Origin of the sequence: Roseivirga spongicola (assembly GCF_001592965.1) — a bacterium.
Classification (GTDB): domain Bacteria; phylum Bacteroidota; class Bacteroidia; order Cytophagales; family Cyclobacteriaceae; genus Roseivirga; species Roseivirga spongicola.
Window position 1 is genome coordinate 133,866 of record NZ_LRPC01000023.1, and the last position, 19,377, is coordinate 153,242.

16 protein-coding genes and 4 tRNA genes are annotated in these 19,377 nt (G+C 39.8%); 15 read left to right on the forward strand and 5 right to left on the reverse strand.

Translation table 11 applies throughout. From position 1 onward, the window contains the following. Positions 1-132 precede the first annotated feature (132 nt). The gene (locus tag AWW68_RS11545; RefSeq protein ID WP_068221174.1) at positions 133-2,754 is read right to left on the reverse strand and encodes an ABC transporter permease; all 2,622 of its coding nucleotides are present in this window, start codon (positions 2,752-2,754) and stop codon (positions 133-135) included. Further along, positions 2,751-3,083, reverse strand: coding sequence for a PadR family transcriptional regulator (locus AWW68_RS11550; RefSeq protein WP_068221177.1), 333 nt, complete (start codon positions 3,081-3,083; stop codon positions 2,751-2,753). The genes AWW68_RS11545 and AWW68_RS11550 overlap by 4 nt, the downstream gene beginning before the upstream one ends. A 236-nt stretch (positions 3,084-3,319) precedes the next feature. On the opposite strand from AWW68_RS11550, the gene AWW68_RS11555 reads away from it, so the two are divergent. Next, a complete protein-coding gene (locus AWW68_RS11555) occupies positions 3,320-3,589 on the forward strand; it encodes a DUF6364 family protein (protein WP_245660232.1) in 270 nt (89 codons plus the stop codon). Between the two features lie 5 nt (positions 3,590-3,594). Next, complete coding sequence (locus AWW68_RS11560; RefSeq protein ID WP_068221181.1) at positions 3,595-4,017, forward strand: type II toxin-antitoxin system VapC family toxin; 423 nt, start codon at positions 3,595-3,597, stop codon at positions 4,015-4,017. Between the two features lie 51 nt (positions 4,018-4,068). On the opposite strand, the gene frr is transcribed toward AWW68_RS11560, so the two are convergent. Genes frr through AWW68_RS11575 form a run of 3 tightly spaced genes read right to left on the reverse strand, consistent with a single transcriptional unit; the run spans position 4,069 to position 5,849 of the window. Then, on the reverse strand, positions 4,069-4,629 hold the full coding sequence (gene frr / locus AWW68_RS11565) for a ribosome recycling factor (protein ID WP_068221183.1): 561 nt from the start codon (positions 4,627-4,629) through the stop codon (positions 4,069-4,071). Between the two features lie 8 nt (positions 4,630-4,637). Further along, positions 4,638-5,345, reverse strand: a complete 708-nt coding sequence (gene pyrH, locus AWW68_RS11570) for a UMP kinase (RefSeq protein WP_068221185.1) — start codon at positions 5,343-5,345, stop codon at positions 4,638-4,640. A gap of 6 nt (positions 5,346-5,351) precedes the next feature. Next, positions 5,352-5,849 (reverse strand): acetyl-CoA carboxylase biotin carboxyl carrier protein subunit, encoded by a 498-nt coding sequence (locus AWW68_RS11575; protein WP_068221187.1) that lies wholly within the window; start codon positions 5,847-5,849, stop codon positions 5,352-5,354. A 299-nt stretch (positions 5,850-6,148) separates the two neighbouring features. Here AWW68_RS11575 and AWW68_RS11580 point away from each other — a divergent pair. From AWW68_RS11580 to rpoC, 13 genes are all read left to right on the forward strand, one after another. Beyond that, positions 6,149-6,234: transfer RNA gene (locus AWW68_RS11580), tRNA-Tyr, on the forward strand. 76 nt (positions 6,235-6,310) lie between these two features. Then, a tRNA-Gly gene (locus tag AWW68_RS11585) sits at positions 6,311-6,383 on the forward strand. Positions 6,384-6,460: 77 nt separating this feature from the next. After that, a tRNA-Thr gene (locus AWW68_RS11590) sits at positions 6,461-6,535 on the forward strand. A gap of 78 nt (positions 6,536-6,613) precedes the next feature. After that, the gene (gene tuf / locus AWW68_RS11595) at positions 6,614-7,801 is read left to right on the forward strand and encodes an elongation factor Tu (protein WP_068221192.1); all 1,188 of its coding nucleotides are present in this window, start codon (positions 6,614-6,616) and stop codon (positions 7,799-7,801) included. Between the two features lie 204 nt (positions 7,802-8,005). Then, positions 8,006-8,078: transfer RNA gene (locus AWW68_RS11600), tRNA-Trp, on the forward strand. Between the two features lie 22 nt (positions 8,079-8,100). Next, a complete protein-coding gene (gene secE, locus AWW68_RS11605; RefSeq protein WP_068221195.1) occupies positions 8,101-8,289 on the forward strand; it encodes a preprotein translocase subunit SecE in 189 nt (62 codons plus the stop codon). A gap of 11 nt (positions 8,290-8,300) precedes the next feature. Further along, on the forward strand, positions 8,301-8,858 hold the full coding sequence (nusG, locus tag AWW68_RS11610) for a transcription termination/antitermination protein NusG (protein ID WP_068221198.1): 558 nt from the start codon (positions 8,301-8,303) through the stop codon (positions 8,856-8,858). 1 nt (position 8,859) lies between these two features. After that, a complete protein-coding gene (gene rplK, locus AWW68_RS11615; protein WP_068221200.1) occupies positions 8,860-9,303 on the forward strand; it encodes a 50S ribosomal protein L11 in 444 nt (147 codons plus the stop codon). 11 nt (positions 9,304-9,314) lie between these two features. Then, on the forward strand, positions 9,315-10,013 hold the full coding sequence (rplA, locus tag AWW68_RS11620; RefSeq protein ID WP_068221201.1) for a 50S ribosomal protein L1: 699 nt from the start codon (positions 9,315-9,317) through the stop codon (positions 10,011-10,013). A 2-nt stretch (positions 10,014-10,015) separates the two neighbouring features. Further along, the gene (gene rplJ, locus AWW68_RS11625) at positions 10,016-10,549 is read left to right on the forward strand and encodes a 50S ribosomal protein L10 (protein ID WP_068221202.1); all 534 of its coding nucleotides are present in this window, start codon (positions 10,016-10,018) and stop codon (positions 10,547-10,549) included. A gap of 40 nt (positions 10,550-10,589) precedes the next feature. Further along, positions 10,590-10,970, forward strand: coding sequence for a 50S ribosomal protein L7/L12 (gene rplL / locus AWW68_RS11630; protein WP_068221204.1), 381 nt, complete (start codon positions 10,590-10,592; stop codon positions 10,968-10,970). Between the two features lie 177 nt (positions 10,971-11,147). Beyond that, positions 11,148-15,017 (forward strand): DNA-directed RNA polymerase subunit beta, encoded by a 3,870-nt coding sequence (rpoB, locus tag AWW68_RS11635; RefSeq protein ID WP_068221385.1) that lies wholly within the window; start codon positions 11,148-11,150, stop codon positions 15,015-15,017. A gap of 46 nt (positions 15,018-15,063) precedes the next feature. Further along, positions 15,064-19,374, forward strand: a complete 4,311-nt coding sequence (rpoC, locus tag AWW68_RS11640) for a DNA-directed RNA polymerase subunit beta' (protein ID WP_068221211.1) — start codon at positions 15,064-15,066, stop codon at positions 19,372-19,374. Positions 19,375-19,377: the final 3 nt, after the last annotated feature.

A 19,377-nucleotide genomic window follows, 5' to 3' on the forward strand; every position in this document is an offset into this window, starting at 1 on the left:
TAAATGAAGACTAAATGGATTAAATATATAACATTCAATAAAACAAAATGGCGATTCAAGACTGATCGCCATTATTTATGTTGTTTAATGTGTAGGTAAGAGCTTACGCATTAGCTCGGATTATTCGGTCATTTACTCGCTCCTTAATGTAGAAGAAGGATTGGCCTTGGCGGCTTTCCAAACTTGTGAGCTAATGGTTAAAAACCCAATACAGAATATAAATAGAACACCTAGTCCCATTTCATTAAGACCAATTGAGATTCTGTTTGCTTGATCGGCTAAGATTATACTATCGAACAAATAGTAGGTGGCTGGGATGGCAATAACTGCGGCAATGAGAAGTAAATACATAAAGCCCTTCACTAATAACTGTATAAGACTGCTTTCTGATGCTCCTAGCACTTTTCTGATGCTAATTTCTTTCATGCGCGTTTCTGCTGTATAAACTCCCATTCCTAATAGGCCTAAACATGCAATAGAAATGCTTACAAAAGCTAAGAAGGTTACAATCGTGAACATGAGTTCATAAGTGTCGTAGGCTCTTGCGATGTGTTCTGAGTGAAAACGAGATTCAAAAGGATGAACTTCGTCAAAGCCTTCCCAGGCAGCTCTCAGTTTATCCATTGTGCCCACAAGGTTAGTGCTGTTCACTTTAAGGTTAAGCAATTGAATATCTTCTAGGTTTTGCCTAAAGCCGAAAGACTCGATTGGTTCGTTAATGGGGGCATAATGGAAGTCTTCAACCACACCAATTATAGTGAGCTTGTTAGAACCTACAAGTACCTGTTCTCCAATAGCTTCTTGTGGCGTACCAATATTGAATCTTTTTAAAAGTGTTTCATTCACAATTATCTCGGACTCATTATCAGATGTTGGTGTTCTAAGGAAGTTGCTACCAGCAATTAAATTGTGCTTCAGCATAGGGATGTAGTTCTGGTCTACCGAAGAGTAATATATGGTGGTAGAGTCAAGCGGGTCTTTGTATTTCAAATCGTCTCCCCATCTTTCTCCTGTGCCAAGAACCATGGCAGCCATAGATATTTGTTCTACTTCCGGAATTCGCTCAAATAGAGTCTTTACTTGTTCTGGGTCATTGCCTGCTAGGCCAATTGTAATTATGTTTTCCCCGTTAAATCCTTTGTCAAAATTCACGGAGTATTTGAATTGATTATAAGCCACATTAGCAGAAATAATGAAGCCGAGGGTCAACGTGAACTGAATAACTATCAGCGCTTTTCTAAGGCTTACACTAGAGAATAGCTTGGTGTTGGAAGTGGTTTTTAAAACCTGTATAGCCTTGAGTTTAGAAAGCACTAAAGACGGGAGCAAACCAGCAGCGAAGCCAACAAGAATTGCGAACAGCACAAAATAGATAATTGTAATTGGTTCTAACTTGAGCTGAAGCATCCTAGACATTTCAGGATTAAGGCTTAAGAATAATGGCTTGATTAGTAGAAACCCTCCATAGGCAAGTATGAGTGAAAAGATGGAGATAATGCAGGCCTCAACTGTGAACTGCGAGAATATTTGCCCCCGTTTTGCGCCAACCACTTTCCTAATTCCAACTTCTTTGGCTCTTCTTAAAGACCTCGCTATAGAGAGGTTGGTATAGTTAAAGCCTGCAGATAGAATAACCACAAAAGATAGAATGCCTAAGATCCATAATGTTTCACTTCCCATATTCATGCCGAGGCTGTTAGATATTTGCGGTCCTGTCATTATTTTTAGTATAGGTTGAGCTCCCAATTGAATAGAGGTGTACTTTTCTCTTGAGTTTTGGTCGATACTTATTTTGTCAAGAGCAGCTTGAATGTTCTTTATTGACTGTCCATCGGCTACTTTAAAGTAGGTGTAGTTCATCCACATGTTTTGCCAGCTCAACCAACCTGTAGCGTTTCTCTGCATTTGAGCCTGATCTAGTGTTGAAAACGACCCAATAACCTCAAACTTAATATGCGAGTTGAATGGTGGCGTTTTTACCACTGCAGTAACCTGATATGGTTCATCTCCCTTCAACAAAGTCTCTCCAACAACATTGAGTTGATTGAATATTTTTAGAGCAGTTTCGTCTGTAATAACCAGAGACTTTGGGTTGGTCAATGCTTGGTCTTTGTCTCCATAAATTACTTCGAAGGAGAAAACGTCAAAGAAGCTTTCATCGGCCCAAATACCTCTGAGGGCAAACTTCTGATTGTCATTTTCAAAATCGCCTGCAAAGTTTCTTCGCATAATGGTGGCAGCTTCGACTCCAGCAATTTCTTCCTTTATTCTTTTACCAGCAATGATTGAGGTAGAGGCAAAAAGGTTAGGCTCCTCTTCCAGGTATTGATATAAATTGGTTGCCCTGTATATGTCGGAAGCATCGGCATGAAACTTCTCGTAACTTTTAACTTCAGTAAGTAGGGTGATCATTAAGAGACATACCGACATGCTTACCGCCAAGCCAAATACATTGATAAAGGAGAACAGTTTGTTTCGAGCAATGCTCCTAAAAGAGGTTTTGAAGTAATTCTTGAACATGATGAATTGAGTTAATTTATTCAGAAAATTGAGTTTTTTGACTGTATAAGGTTTGAAGAATTTAAAGACGTTCAACACGAAAATGAGCTTGGCCTTTCTAATTCCCTTATCTTCTATGTGCCTGTAGAAGTGTTCATAAAGGTCGCCTTGTAAGTCTTCAAATAACGAAGGCTTACAGTACCACTCTAGAAAGCGATCGGCCCATTTTGGCGGTATGGTCTTTTTATTCTTCAAGTAAATTTTAGGTTGAAACTTGGGATAAGACTCCACAATTGGTCTCGCTGTTCTTTAGATTTTGTTAGTGCAACTTTGCCCGCATGCGTAACATAGAAGAAGCGCTTTCTGCGTCCACCACGTTCTTTAGTAGGGGCACCGAGCTCAGATTGCACATAACCTTTATCTGACAATCTGTTAAGCACGGCATGAACTACACTTAGCTTTACCTTTCTCCCAGTAACCTTTTCTATTTCGTCACATATTGCTACGCTGTAGGCTTCTTCCATAAGGGCAGCAATGGTTAATAGTACTATCTCTTCAAACTCTCCTAAGTTGGTTCCTTTCATAGTATTCTATTTATTCATTAAATGTATAAAAAATGAATCTGACTAAAATGGTATTTTATACAAATAGAGAAAATATGAGTTTGATACCTTCACAAGGTATAGATAGTGAAGAGGTTGTTAGTAGAAAATTTTTTTGTAACGAGTTGTGAATTATTGGTGTTGAGTTGGTAGGTAAAGGAGGCGAATCGCAAGTGACTTTACCAAGCTTCTTTTTTTTACGTATAAAAATTATATTTTTGTCGTATAACATTAGAGTTATGGATGCAAAGGTTACACTCAGTTTCAACAAGGAAGTAATATCTTCAGCAAAAGCATTTGCTGAGCAACATAATATCAGTTTGTCTCGCCTTACAGAATACCTGTATAGTCAAATCGTATCTAAGGATTATAAGTCCTTAGACAGTTTGCCAATTGCAGATTGGGTAAACGAAGTTGCCGAAGGTAAGGCCGAATATCATACCAAGTCGCGAAAAATCCCTAAGTCAGATTTCTACGAGAAGAAGTAGAAGTAATGCTAAAAGCTTTTGTAGATGCAAATGTGATTGTTTCGGTACTGAACAAAGAGTATCCACTTTTTACTTATTCTTCTAGAGTGCTTTCTTCGGGAAGCTTGAAAGGAGTAGAGTTATACACGAGCCCTTTGTGCTTAGCAATTGGTTTTTATTTCGCTACAAAAAAATCAGGTAAGCAAATGGCTAAGCAGAAACTTGCGCTTATCTACGAACACCTTTCAATTGCCAAAATTGATAAAGCAGCGGTTAATAAAGCTTTGTTAAATCCAAAGGTGCAGGATGTAGAAGATGGTTTTCAGTATTATGCAGCGGTAGAGGCTGGCTGCAAATGTATTGTAACAGAAAACCTTGATGATTTTTACTTTGCTGAGATTCCGGTGCTTTCTTCAGAGCAGTTTTTAAAAACGTATATTTTTAAATAAAAAAAAGCACTACTAGAGTGCTTTTAAGTTTTTGATTAGAGGTTACCACATTTACACCGTCATTATCTCTTTTTCCTTGTGCTCATAAAGCTCGTCCATTTTTTTAACGAACTTATCGGTAAGCTCTTGAACTTCTTCTTCAGCTCCTTTAACGGCATCTTCAGAAACTCCGTCCTTTAGAAGTTTTTTAAGTTCGTCATTAGCTTCTTTTCTAGCATTTCTTATGCTAATCTTACCATCTTCAGTGGCAGCTTTAGCTTGTTTTGCTAGTTGGCCTCTTCTTTCCTCAGTGAGTTGTGGAATATTTAAGATAATATTCTCTCCATCGTTTTGAGGGTTTAAACCTAAATCACTGTTAATGATGGCCTTTTCAATTTCGCCAACCATAGCTTTTTCCCAAGGCTTAATAAAAATGGTTCTGGCATCTGGGGTAGATACCGAAGCTACTTGGCTAACAGGTGTTGGGTTTCCATAATACTCAACTCTGAGGCCATCTAGCATGCTAGGCATAGCTTTGCCTGCTCTAATTTTAGCAAGTTCTGCTTTTGTGTGTACTACTGCCTTTTCCATCATTTCTCGGGCAGCGTCCAGATATATCTCAATCTCTTCCATGATATTCTTTAACTAATAAGCGTTCCTACTTGTTCTTCGCCTGTCACCAGTCTCTCGAGGTTTCCAGGTTTATTCATGTCAAAAACAATGATTGGCACATTGTTTTCTTGACAAAGCGTAAAGGCTGTCATATCCATGATACTGTAACCATTTTGAATTACTTCATCAAAACTAAGTTTCTCAAACCTTACGGCCGAAGGGTCTTTTTCTGGGTCGGCAGAGTAAACACCGTCTACACGAGTTCCTTTCAGTACAACATCAGCTTCAACCTCAATAGCCCTCAAACTGGCGGTAGAGTCTGTTGTGAAATAAGGGTTGCCAATACCAGCACCAAAAATAACTATTCTGCCTTTTTCTAGGTGTCTTACTGCTCTTCTTCTAATGAATGGCTCACAAACAGCCTCCATTTTGATTCCCGACATCAGCCTTGTGTACATTCCGTGCTTTTCTAATGCACTCTGAATAGCCATAGCGTTAATTACTGTAGCTAACATGCCCATGTAGTCTCCCTGAACTCTGTCAATTCCTGAAGCTTCAGCCTGAACGCCTCTATATATATTGCCACCACCAATAACTATGGCAATTTCAACTCCCTGCTCTTTCACCCTTTGAATTTCCAAAGCGTATTGTTCGAGCCTCTTAGAGTCAATTCCATAATTCTGGTCACCCATTAGAGCTTCTCCGCTCAGTTTTAGTAATATCCTTTTATAAGACATCTATTGTTAAAACTTTATAAGTACTTGATTCTTTTCTACGCTATCTCCTTTGCCTACTTCAATGCTCTTTACAACGCCATCACCAACGGCTTTTAGTACGTTCTCCATTTTCATAGCCTCCAAAATAATGAGCTGGTCGCCTTTCTTTATTTCTTGACCTACCGAAACTGGTATTTCAAGAACAAGGCCTGGCATAGGGGCTTTTAAATCATTTACCACATTAGCAGCCACCATGTCTATACCCATTTGCTCTAGCAAAACATCCATTTTGTCTTTAAGGCTAATGGTGTAAATGTTCTTGTTGATTTTAATCTCCACCGTTTTGGTGAGTTGATCCAAACTAAGAACTTCACATTTGAAATTCTTGTGGTCTTTAGATATAAGGTATCTCTTACTTTTTTCTTCTATAAGAGACCAATTAATAGGAGAGCCATTAAATAAAGGCTTGTTGCCTTCAAAAGAAATTTCGACTTGATCTCCAGCAGCAGTTTCCGTGCGATACATCAATTCAGGTTTGTTCTGAGACTTAAAGGAAAGTGAAAAATTCACCGTTCCAAATCGCACAAATATAGGTAACTATTTTTATTGTGAGAGAGTAAACCACTTGAGACTTTTGCGAATGTTTAACTATTATTTTCACCTTTTATAAATGCTTGTTTGCTGAGTCTCAGACTGATATTTATAAAGAGGTAGAAAAAGAATTATCTTTTTGTGGCAATTGTTTGATTAATATAAAAAAGGGTCTAATTTTGCATTCCCTTTCGCGTAAAGGCTATTTAAATCGTTCTTTTAAAGATTGATTCGGGGGGATACCAAAGCGGCCAACTGGGACGGACTGTAAATCCGTTGTCTTATGACTTCGAAGGTTCGAATCCTTCTCCCCCCACCAAGACTAACGTCAAAATCATAGATCAAATCCCTGCTAGTCAGGGATTGATTTTTGAGGTTTGGTGTGTAGTTTAAAAGCGGGTGTAGCTCAGTTGGTAGAGCGACAGCCTTCCAAGCTGTAGGTCGCGGGTTCGAGCCTCGTCACCCGCTCAAACCTTTGAGTTCAAAGTTTTGAGTTTTAAGTTCCGTTACTTCTAACATGAAACTTAGAGCTTAAAGCTATTTAAGCCGATGTAGCTCAGGGGTAGAGCGCTTCCTTGGTAAGGAAGAGGTCACGAGTTCAAATCTCGTCATTGGCTCCAAGAGGAATTGAATATGGTGCCCAAAATGGGTGACTGATTTTAGAATTATATAAACATTAATATTAACTAATTACAATCATGGCTAAAGAAACCTTTGACCGTTCCAAGCCGCACGTTAATATTGGTACTATCGGTCACGTTGACCACGGTAAGACCACTTTAACTGCAGCGATTACTACAGTTCTTGCAAAAGCTGGTTTTGCTGAACTAAGAGACTTCTCTTCAATTGACAACGCTCCTGAAGAGAAAGAAAGAGGTATCACTATCAATACTTCGCACGTTGAATATCAAACTGCAAACAGGCACTATGCTCACGTTGACTGTCCAGGTCACGCTGACTACGTTAAGAACATGGTAACTGGTGCAGCTCAGATGGACGGTGCGATCCTAGTAGTTGCGGCTACTGATGGTCCAATGCCTCAAACTAGAGAGCACATTCTTTTGGCTCGTCAGGTAGGTGTACCTGCGCTAGTTGTATTCATGAACAAGGTTGACTTAGTTGATGATGAAGAGCTTTTAGAATTAGTTGAAATGGAAGTAAGAGAATTGCTTTCTTTCTACGAATTCCCTGGTGATGATATTCCTGTTATTCAAGGTTCTGCTCTTGGTGGTTTGAACGGAGATGACAAGTGGGTAGGTAAGATCGAAGAGCTTATGGCTGCTGTGGATGATTATATTCCACTTCCTGAGCGTCTTACTGACAAAGACTTCTTGATGCCTGTTGAGGACGTATTCTCGATCACTGGTCGTGGTACTGTTGCTACTGGTAGAATCGAAAGTGGTGTTATCAACTCAGGTGACCCTGTAGATATTATCGGTATGGGTGCTGAAAACCTTAAGTCTACCATTACTGGTGTTGAGATGTTCCGTAAGATTTTGGATAGAGGTGAAGCTGGTGACAACGTTGGTCTTCTTCTTAGAGGTATCGAGAAATCTGATATCAAAAGAGGTATGATTATCTGTAAGCCTGGTTCAATTACTCCTCACGCTCACTTCAAAGCAGAGGTTTACGTTCTATCAAAAGAAGAAGGTGGACGTCACACTCCATTCTTTAACAAGTACCGTCCTCAGTTCTACCTAAGAACTACTGACGTAACTGGTGAGATTAAACTTCCAGCAGATATCGAAATGGTAATGCCAGGTGATAACGTAACAATCGAAGTTAACTTGATTCAGCCTGTTGCGTTGAACAAAGGTCTTCGTTTCGCTATCAGAGAAGGTGGTAGAACCGTAGGTGCTGGTCAGGTTACTGAGATCTTAGACTAATCATCTAATAATAGATATATTTAAGACAAACGCGTTTTCGGAATTTTCGGAAGCGCGTTTGTTCTGTTAAATAAATTTGTCTACATTTGCAGCCCGTTTTGGGTCACTACTCATGCGGCTGTGTTATGGTTTTTCGGAAAGAAAAGCTTTTTAAAATATTGTAAAGTACTGATTTTCATTCTGCTGTCTGAAAATCATTAACAAACGGGTGTAGCTCAGTTGGTAGAGCAGTGGTCTCCAAAACCAAAGGTCGTGAGTTCGAATCTTACCACCCGTGCAAAAATTAAGGAGTAAAACCAATGAGTAAATTAGTATCCTTTGTGAGTGAATCATACGATGAGATGAGACACAAAGTAAGTTGGCCTAAGCTATCAGAGCTCCAGAGTAGTTCTGTATTAGTTTTAGTGGCCTCTTTGATTTTCGCCCTAGTGATCGGTTTAATCGATTTAGGGTTCGATACTATCATGGATTGGTTTTATAACCTATAATATAAGGAGCGATGTCAGAACTGAAGTGGTATATGGTTAGGGCTGTGTCGGGCCAGGAGCGTAAGGCGAAGGAGTATCTCGATAACGAGATTGTTCAAGAGAATTTCTCTGAGCAAATTCCTCAAGTACTTATTCCGTCTGAAAAGATTTTTGAAATCAGAAATGGTAAGAAGAAGTCAAGAGACAGAAATATGTTCCCTGGTTACATCATGGTTCAGGCCGATTTATCAAACGGTGAAGTCGTTCATTTAATTAAGAATATACCTGGTATCATAGGGTTCTTAGGTCATTCAGCTGGCAATGCTTCCACTCCGCCAGTTGCTTTGCGTCAAGGTGAAGTCGATCGTATCTTAGGTAAGGTCGAGGAAATTGATGAGTTTGACGAACAACTAGATACTCCATATATAGTTGGAGAGACCGTTAAAGTTATGGACGGTCCCTTTAGTGGTTTTACGGGTACTATTGAGGAGGTTTTCGAGGAAAGAAGAAAGCTTAACGTAATGGTTAAGATCTTCGGTCGAAATACCCCCGTTGAATTAAGTTACATGCAAGTCGAAAAACAAGATTAAGATGGCTAAGGAAATTTCTGGTTATCTGAAGTTGCAAGTCAAGGGTGGCCAAGCCAATCCTTCTCCTCCGGTAGGTCCTGCTTTGGGTTCAAAGGGACTTAACATTATGGAGTTTTGTAAGCAATTCAACGGACGTACTCAGGATAAAATGGGTCAGGTTCTACCTGTTCTCGTTACTATTTATTCTGATAAGTCTTTTGATTTTGTAATTAAAACTCCTCCAGCACCGGTGATGTTGATGGAAGCTTCTAAACAAAAGAAAGGTTCTTCTGAACCAAATCGAGTAAAAGTTGGAAGTGTAACCTGGGATCAAGTTAAGGAGATTGCTGAGGTTAAGATGCCGGATTTAAATGCTTTTACTGTTGAGTCTGCCATGAAAATGGTGGCTGGTACAGCAAGAAGTATGGGATTGAAGGTTTCAGGTAAAGCCCCTTGGGAAAACTAAAGATTTAACACATGGGAAAGTTAACTAAAAAGCAAAAAGAGGCTTTAAGTAAATATGACCCAACAAAATTATATGCGCTAACTGAGGCTGCAGGAATCATTAAAGAGGTAAACTCTGCAAGTTTCGATGCATCAGTAGACATTGATATTAGATTGGGTGTAGATCCACGTAAAGCAGACCAAATGGTAAGAGGCGTTGTTGCCCTTCCACATGGTACTGGTAAAGAAGTGAAAGTATTGGTGCTTTGTACTCCAGATAAGGAGCAAGAGGCTAAAGATGCTGGTGCTGATTACGTTGGACTTGACGATTACATTGCTAAAATTGAAGGTGGTTGGACAGATATCGATGTGATTATCACCATGCCAACTGTGATGGCGAAAGTAGGTCGTTTAGGTAGAGTACTAGGTCCTAGAGGTTTGATGCCAAACCCTAAGGCGGGTACAGTTACTCTTGATGTGGGTAAAGCAGTTCAAGATGTAAAAGGTGGTAAAATCGACTTCAAAGTAGATAAGTACGGAATCATTCATACAAGTATTGGTAAAGCTTCTTTCTCTCCTGAGAAAATTGCTGACAACGCAAATGAAGTAATCCAGACTATCTCTAAGTTGAAGCCTGCATCTGCGAAAGGAACATACTTTAAAAGTATCAACCTTTCTACAACTCAGAGCCCTGGTGTGAAAGTTGATAAAAACTCTATTTCCGGATTATAATCATGACTAGAGAAGAAAAAGCAGTTGTAATAGGCGAGTTGGTAGAAAAGTTTTCAGCCAATATGAACTTCTACATCACTGATGCTTCCGGAATGTCGGTTGCTCAGACCAACTCATTGAGAAGACTGTGCTTCGATAAAGGTATCGAGTACAAAGTTGTAAAGAATACACTTATCGCTAAGGCGTTGGAGCAGATGGATTCTGACTATACCCCTTTCGATGAGAAAGTATTAAAAGGTTTTTCTGGTGTTATGTTCTCAGGTGAGGATGCTAACGCACCAGCAAAATTAATCAAGGAATTTAGAAAAAAATCGGGCGGACAATCTCCAGTGTTAAAAGGCGCTTCCATCGACACTGATCTTTTTATTGGAGAAGAGAATTTAGATATGTTGAGCCAGCTTAAGTCGAAGGCTGAGCTTATTGGTGAAGTTATCACCATACTACAATCTCCTGCTAAAAATGTTATCTCTGGACTTCAAGGTGCAGGTGGCAAATTGGCTGGTATTCTTAAGACTTTGTCTGAACGTGAGAACTAATTATTTAACTAAGATTTAAAACTTTATAACAATTAATAAAATGGCAGATTTGAAAGAATTCGCAGAACAGTTGGTAAACCTTACTGTGAAAGAAGTAAACGAACTTGCTGATATCCTTAAAGAAGAATACGGTATCGAACCTGCAGCTGCTGCTGTAGCTGTAGCTGGCCCTGCTGCTGGTGGTGATGGCGAAGGTGCTGCTGAAGAGAAATCTTCATTCGATGTAGTATTGAACGCTCCAGGTGGATCTAAACTTGCTGTTGTTAAGCTTGTAAAAGAACTTACTGGCCTAGGATTGAAAGAAGCAAAAGAAATCGTAGACAGCGCTCCTAAAGCTGTAAAAGAAGGAGTTGCTAAAGACGAAGCAGAAGCGCTTAAGAAGCAACTAGAAGAAGCTGGCGCTGAAGTAGAGCTTAAGTAATTTGAACAGCCATAAGTAATTATGGCAAGGATCAGGCCCTGGTCTCAGTCCCTCTTTAGAGGGGTCGGGATCACGGGTCTTTTCCTGTTTGTACACACTTGGGAGGTGTCTAACTCCTACCAGCACCGGTCAGGTGCAATTTGAATTATTGAAAACAAAAATTATACGGCCTTGGCTATTCTAGCAAATCAATCAGAAAGAATAAATTTCTCTTCGATTAAATCAGTATTGGATTATCCTGATTTTCTTGATGTGCAGATTAAGTCGTTCAAGGATTTCTTTCAGTTAGAAACCCCTGCCGACAAAAGAACTCAAGATGGACTCTTCAAAGTGTTCTCTGAGAACTTCCCAATCTCCGATTCACGAGAAAACTTCGTATTAGAATTCATTGATTATTTGGTCGATCCTCCAAAATATGATGTGTCTGAATGCATCGATAGAGGTCTGACTTATTCAGTGCCATTGAAGGCGAAACTTCGTCTAACTTGTAATGACGAGGACAACGAAGACTTCGAGACAATTGAGCAAGAGGTGTTCCTTGGTAATATTCCTTACATGACCGAGAAGGGGTCATTTGTAGTGAATGGTGCCGAGAGAGTTATTGTATCTCAGTTGCACAGGTCTCCAGGTGTGTTCTTCGCACAGAGTAAGCACACTAACGGTACTACCCTTTATTCGGCCAGAATTATTCCTTTCAAAGGAAGCTGGATTGAATTTGCAACAGATGTGAATAGCGTGATGTACGCCTACATCGACCGTAAGAAAAAATTCCCTGTAACCACTTTATTAAGAGCAATTGGTTACGGTACAGATAAAGATATCCTAGATCTTTTCGGTCTTTCTGAAGAGATTAAAGCCAACAAAACTCAGCTGAAGAAGGCGGTAGGTAGAAAATTGGCAGCAAGGGTACTAAGAACTTGGGTTGAAGATTTCGTGGATGAAGATACTGGAGAAGTAGTTTCAATTCATAGAAATGAAGTGTTGTTGGAAAGAGACTCAGTACTTTCTGAAGAGGATATCGAGTTAATCATTGAAGCAGATGTAGAATCAGTAATCCTTCATAGAGAGGATATCAATATTGCAGACTACACTATCATCTATAACACGCTTCAAAAAGATAATTCAAACTCAGAAAAAGAAGCAGTTGAGCAAATCTATCGTCAGTTGAGAAATACTGAAGCGCCAGATGAGCAAACAGCAAGAGATATTATACAGTCGCTTTTCTTCTCAGATAAGAGATATGATTTAGGTGAAGTTGGTAGATATAGAATCAACAAGAAACTTCAACTAGAAATCGATTCTGAGAAAAGAGTATTGACTACAGAAGATATCATTTCAATTGTGAAGTACTTGATCGGTTTGATCAACTCAAGAGCAGTTGTAGATGATATTGATCACCTTTCTAACAGAAGGGTAAGAACAGTAGGTGAGCAGCTTTATGCTCAGTTCGGTGTTGGTTTGGCTCGTATGGCTAGAACCATTAAAGAAAGAATGAACGTTCGTGATAATGAAGACTTCAAGCCAGTTGATTTGATCAACGCGAGAACTTTGTCTTCTGTAATCAACTCATTCTTCGGAACAAACCAACTTTCTCAGTTCATGGATCAAACAAACCCATTGGCTGAGATTACTCACAAAAGAAGAATGTCTGCTTTAGGACCAGGTGGTCTTTCAAGAGAAAGAGCTGGTTTCGAGGTTCGTGACGTTCACTATACTCACTATGGTCGTCTTTGTACTATTGAGACTCCGGAAGGTCCAAACATTGGTTTGATCTCTTCTCTTTGTGTACATGCGAAAGTTAACAGCATGGGCTTCATTGAGACACCGTATAGAAAGGTGAACAATGGTAAAGTGAATATGTCAGAGAATGTTCAGTATCTAACTGCAGAAGAGGAAGATACTCACAACATAGCTCAGGCAAATGCACCAATTAGTGATAAAGGTGATTTCGAAAACGATAGAGTTAAAGCAAGATTCGAAGGTGATTTCCCTGTAGTAGAGCCTAAAGAGCTTTCTTACATGGATGTAGCGCCTAACCAAATTGTATCGGTAGCGGCTTCATTGATTCCTTTCTTGGAGCATGATGATGCAAACCGTGCTTTGATGGGATCGAACATGCAGCGTCAAGCAGTTCCATTATTGAAACCAGAGGCTCCAATTGTAGGAACTGGTTTGGAAGGTAGAGCCGCTAGAGATTCTAGAACGCTAATAATTGCGGAAGAGAACGGATCAGTTCATTTCGTAGATTCTAAGAAAATTGTTATCAAGTACAACCAGTCTGAAGAAGATGAGTTGGTGAACTTTGATACTGAATATAGAACATACGACCTAATTAAGTTTAGAAGAACTAACCAAGACACTTCTATCAACCTTAAGCCAATTGTGCTTAAAGGAGATAAAGTTCAAAAAGGACAAGTGCTTTGTGAAGGTTATTCTACTCAGAACGGTGAGTTAGCACTAGGTAAAAACCTTAAAGTGGCTTACATGCCATGGCAAGGATACAACTTTGAGGATGCAATTGTAATTTCTGAAAGAGTTGTAAGAGATGATGTCTTTACTTCTATTCACATCGATGAGTATGAGCTAGAGGTAAGAGATACTAAGCGTGGTGAAGAAGAGTTAACTTCTGAAATTCCGAACGTAAGTGAGGAAGCAGTTAAAAACCTTGATGAGAATGGTATAATCAGAGTTGGTGCTGAAATTAAGGAAGGTGACATTCTAATCGGTAAAATCACTCCTAAAGGAGAGACTGACCCAACTCCTGAAGAAAAACTCTTGAGAGCGATCTTCGGTGATAAAGCTGGTGACGTAAAAGATGCTTCATTGAAAGCTTCTCCATCTTTAAGAGGTGTGGTTATCGATACTAAGCTTTTCTCTAGACCTAAGAAGGACAAAGACCTAAGAGCTAAGTCTAAGAAAGAGGTTGAAGTGCTAAAAGCACAGTACAGCAAAGACTTAACAGTTGTTAGAAATCAGATGGTTGACAAACTTGTTCAACTTCTTGAAGGCAAAGTTTCTCAAGGAGTGAAGCATAAGTTTGGAGATGAGATTATTTCTAAAGGTGTTAAATTCAATAGAAACAATATTTCTAACAATCTCTTCCCAGAGAAAAACATCTACAGAGATGAGAGTAACTACAGCGTTCAGGAAGAAGTAAACCTGATTGCTGACTTGAATCTTGACGGATGGACAGAAGATGAGCACACTAATGAGCTTATCATCAGAATGGTGAAGAACTACAACATTAAGAGAAATGAGATCGCTGGTGAATTCAAGCGTGAGCGTTTCACTATTGAAGTAGGAGATGAATTGCCAACAGGTATCGTGCAGCTTGCAAAAGTTTACATCGCTAAGAAACGTAAACTAAAAGTTGGTGATAAGATGGCAGGTCGTCACGGTAACAAAGGTGTTGTTGCCAGAATTGTTAGAGAAGAAGATATGCCATTCCTTGAGGATGGAACTCCAATGGATATCGTATTGAACCCACTTGGTGTACCTTCAAGGATGAACATTGGTCAGATTTATGAAACTGTTTTGGCTTGGGCCGGAGAGAAATTGGGTAAGAAATACGCTACTCCAATTTTCGATGGTGCTAGCATGGAAGAAGTAGATGCTGAATTATCAGCTGCAGGACTTCCTAAAGCAGGTCGAGTATACTTATACGATGGTTTAACCGGTAAGAAATTCGATCAGCCAGTAACAGTAGGTGTAGCTTATATGCTGAAACTAGGTCACTTAGTTGATGATAAGATGCACGCAAGATCTATTGGACCTTACTCATTGATTACTCAGCAACCATTGGGTGGTAAAGCTCAATTTGGTGGTCAGAGATTCGGTGAGATGGAGGTTTGGGCATTAGAAGCCTTCGGTGCTTCTCACGTGCTTCAAGAGATCTTGACCGTTAAGTCTGATGATGTAATTGGTAGAGCTAAAGCTTATGAAGCGATCGTTAAAGGCGATTCAATTCCTAAGCCAAACATTCCAGAATCATTCAATGTATTGGTTCACGAATTAAGAGGATTGGCTCTAGAAATTACCTTAGACTAAGGCATATTTATTTGGCTTCGGCCACAACAATTGAATCAAAAAAGCTATGGCATTTAAAAAGAATAGAAAACTTAACAACGACTTTAACAAAGTCACTATTAGCTTGGCTTCTCCGGAATCTATTTTGGAGTCTTCACATGGTGAAGTAACTCAACCGGAGACTATCAACTACAGAACTTACAAGCCAGAAATGGGTGGTTTGTTCTGTGAGAGAATCTTTGGTCCTGTGAAGGACTGGGAATGTCATTGTGGAAAATATAAGAGAATCAGATATAAGGGTATTATCTGCGACCGTTGCGGTGTTGAAGTAACAGAGAAGAAGGTTCGTAGAGAAAGAATGGGACACATCGAGTTGGTGGTTCCTGTTGCTCATATCTGGTATTTCAAATCTCTTCCTAACAAAATTGGTTACCTGCTTGGCTTGCCAACCAAGAAGCTGGATCAGATTATCTACTATGAAAGATACGTTGTAATTCAGCCAGGTATCAAAGAAGAGGAAGGCATCAGCTACATGGATTTCTTAACTGAAGATGAGTATCTAGATATTCTAGATAAACTTCCTCGTGAGAACCAAATGCTAGATGATGAAGATCCACAGAAATTCATCGCGAAAATGGGGGCTGAAGGTCTTGAAATGTTGCTTTCAAGATTGCAGTTAGACGAAATGTCTTACGCACTTCGTCACCAGGCAGCTACAGATACCTCTCAGCAAAGAAAGGCAGAGGCCTTGAAGAGACTAAGAGTAGTAGAAGCATTCCGTGATGCAAAAACTAGAATCGAGAATCGTCCTGAGTGGATGATTATTAAGATGGTCCCTGTAATTCCACCAGAATTGAGACCATTGGTTCCACTAGACGGAGGTAGATTTGCTACTTCAGATTTGAACGATCTGTATAGAAGAGTGATCATTAGAAACAACCGTTTGAAGCGTCTGATAGATATCAAAGCACCAGAGGTGATTTTGAGAAACGAAAAGCGTATGCTTCAAGAGGCGGTAGATTCACTATTCGATAACTCTAGAAAAGTAAATGCGGTAAGATCTGATGGAAACAGAGCACTTAAGTCTTTAAGTGATATGCTTAAAGGTAAGCAAGGTCGTTTCCGTCAAAACTTGTTGGGTAAAAGGGTTGACTACTCTGGTCGTTCGGTGATCGTAGTAGGCCCTGAATTGAAACTCCATGAGTGTGGTCTTCCTAAAGATATGGCTGCTGAGCTGTTCAAACCATTCATTATCAGAAAGCTGATTGAAAGAGGTATTGTAAAGACAGTTAAGTCGGCTAAGAAAATTGTTGATAGAAAAGATCCTGTGGTTTGGGATATCCTTGAAAATGTATTGAAAGGACACCCTGTACTACTTAACCGTGCTCCTACGTTGCACAGATTAGGTATTCAGGCATTCCAACCAAAACTGATCGAAGGTAAAGCTATTCAGTTACACCCATTAGTATGTACAGCATTTAACGCTGACTTTGATGGTGACCAGATGGCTGTTCACGTACCACTAGGTCATGATGCGGTGTTAGAGGCAAGTATGCTAATGCTTTCTTCTCACAACATCCTTAACCCTGCGAATGGTAATCCAATTACGGTACCTTCTCAAGACATGGTTTTGGGTCTTTACTATGTAACTAAAGGTAGAAGAAGTACTGACGACTTCAAGGTTGAAGGAGAGGGTATGAGATTCTACTCTGCAGAAGAAGTAATCATTGCCTTGAATGAAGGTAAGCTTTCTAAGCATGCATACATTCATGTGAAAACTAAAGTTCGTGAGAACGAAGAGTTAGTAGAGAAGGTGATTGAAACTGTGGCTGGTAGAGTATTATTCAACCAAACTGTTCCTGAAAAGGTAGGTTTTGTGAATGAACTTTTGACCAAGAAAAAGCTTCAGAAGATTATTCAGAATGTAGTTAATATTTGTGGTGTTGCAGAAACTGCAAGATTCCTAGATGATATTAAAGAGCTTGGTTTCCAAATGGCGTACCAAGGTGGTCTTTCAATGGGTCTAGATGATATCCACATTCCAGATAACAAAGACGGCCTTATTGAAAGTGCCAAAGAAGAGGTAGATGCTGTATGGCAAAACTACTTAATGGGTCTAATCACAGACAACGAGAGATACAACCAGGTAATTGATATCTGGACTCGTGTGAATACTAGGTTGACTAATGGATTGATGCAAGAGATGGAGGAAGACCGTCAAGGTTTCAACTCAATCTATATGATGATGCACTCAGGAGCTCGTGGTTCAAGAGAGCAGATTCGTCAGTTAGGTGGTATGAGAGGTCTAATGGCGAAGCCACAAAAGAACCTTGCAGGTTCTGTAGGAGCTATTATTGAGAACCCGATTCTTTCGAACTTTAAAGAGGGCCTTGATGTATTGGAGTACTTTATTTCAACTCACGGTGCTCGTAAAGGTCTTGCCGATACCGCCCTTAAAACAGCGGATGCTGGTTACCTAACCAGACGTTTGGTAGACGTTGCTCAAGACTGTGTAGTTAATGAAGAAGACTGTGGTACATTAAGAGGTCTGACAGTTTCTGCCCTAAAAGACAACGAAGATGTTGTAGAAGCTCTTTCTGAAAGAGTGTTGGGTAGAGTATCTGTTCATGATATTTATGATCCTATTACAGAAGAATTGATCATTGCTTCTGGTGACGAGTTCACTGAGAAAATTGCTGAACAACTCGATGAGTCTGCAATTGAAGAAGTAGAGATCAGATCTGTATTGACTTGTGAGTCTAAGAAGGGTGTTTGTTCTAAGTGTTATGGTAGAAACCTTTCAACCAATAAAATGGTACAGAGAGGTGAATCAGTTGGTGTAATTGCTGCTCAGTCTATTGGTGAGCCAGGTACTCAGCTTACACTAAGAACCTTCCACGTGGGTGGTACTGCCTCGAACATTGCTGTAGACGCAATGATTCAGGCGAAGTTCGATGGTGTTATTCAATTCGAAGAGTTGAGATCACTTCCTACTACAGACGATGAAGGCAATAAGATTGACATTGTAATGGGACGTACTGGTGAAATCCAAGTGATCGATCCTAAGTCTAAGAAAGTGTTGATCTCTAATCACGTTCCTTACGGTGCCGTATTGAAGGTGAAAGAGGGAGATAAAGTAGAAAAGGGTCAAGAGCTTTGTAAGTGGGATCCATATAACGCTGTAATTCTTTCAGAGTTTGACGGTTCTATTGAGTTCGATGCTATTGAAGAAGGTATTACCTTCAAAGAGGTATTCGATGAACAAACTGGTCACAGAGAGAAAGTAATCACCGATACTAAAGACAAGAATAAGAACCCTGCGGTAGTTGTAAACTATAAAGACGATTCTAAGTCTTACAACATTCCTGTAGGCGCTCACTTGGCTGTAGAGATTGGAGATAAAGTGAAAGTTGGTCAGCCATTGGCTAAGATTCCTAGAACTATGGGTAAATCGAGAGATATTACTGGTGGTCTTCCTAGGGTAACAGAATTGTTTGAGGCTAGAAATCCTTCTAACCCAGCTGTAGTTTCTGAAATCGATGGTGTAGTAACATATGGTGGTATTAAGAGAGGTAACCGCGAAATCTTCGTAGAGTCTAAAGACGGTGTGAAGAAGAAGTACATGGTGCCACTTTCTAAGCACATCCTTGTTCAAGACAATGACTTTGTGAGAGCTGGTTATCCATTATCTGATGGTGCCATCACTCCAAACGATATCTTGAATATTCAGGGACCAACTGCTGTACAAGAATACTTGGTGAACGAGATTCAAGAAGTATACAGACTTCAGGGTGTGAAGATCAATGATAAGCACTGTGAGGTTATTGTGAAGCAAATGATGCAGAAGGTAGAGATCATGGATGCTGGTGATACGCAGTTCCTTCCTGGTCAGGTAGCAGATAAATTCGTCTTCATGGAAGAGAATGATGCTATCCTTGATATGAAGGTTGTATCTGATGCAGGTGATTCAGAAAACCTTAAACCAGGTCAGATTGTGAGCCCAAGAGAGCTAAGAGATGAGAACTCGAGCTTGAAGAGACGCGACTTGAAATTGGTAGAGGTAAGAGACGCTCAACCAGCTGTATCTAAGCCTAAGTTGCAGGGTATTACTCAGGCATCTTTGGGTACTGATAGCTTCATTTCAGCAGCTTCATTCCAGGAAACTACTAAAGTATTGAGCGAGGCCTCTATCAAAGGAAAAGCTGATACATTAAACGGATTGAAAGAAAACGTAATTGTTGGACACTTGATCCCTGCTGGTACAGGAATGAGAGAGTATGATAATCTAATTGTTGGTAATAAAGAGGAATTAGAAACTCTTGAGGCCGCACAAGAAGCTTATCAGTCTGAGTCTTCAGAACAAAAAGTAGAGCTTTAAGCC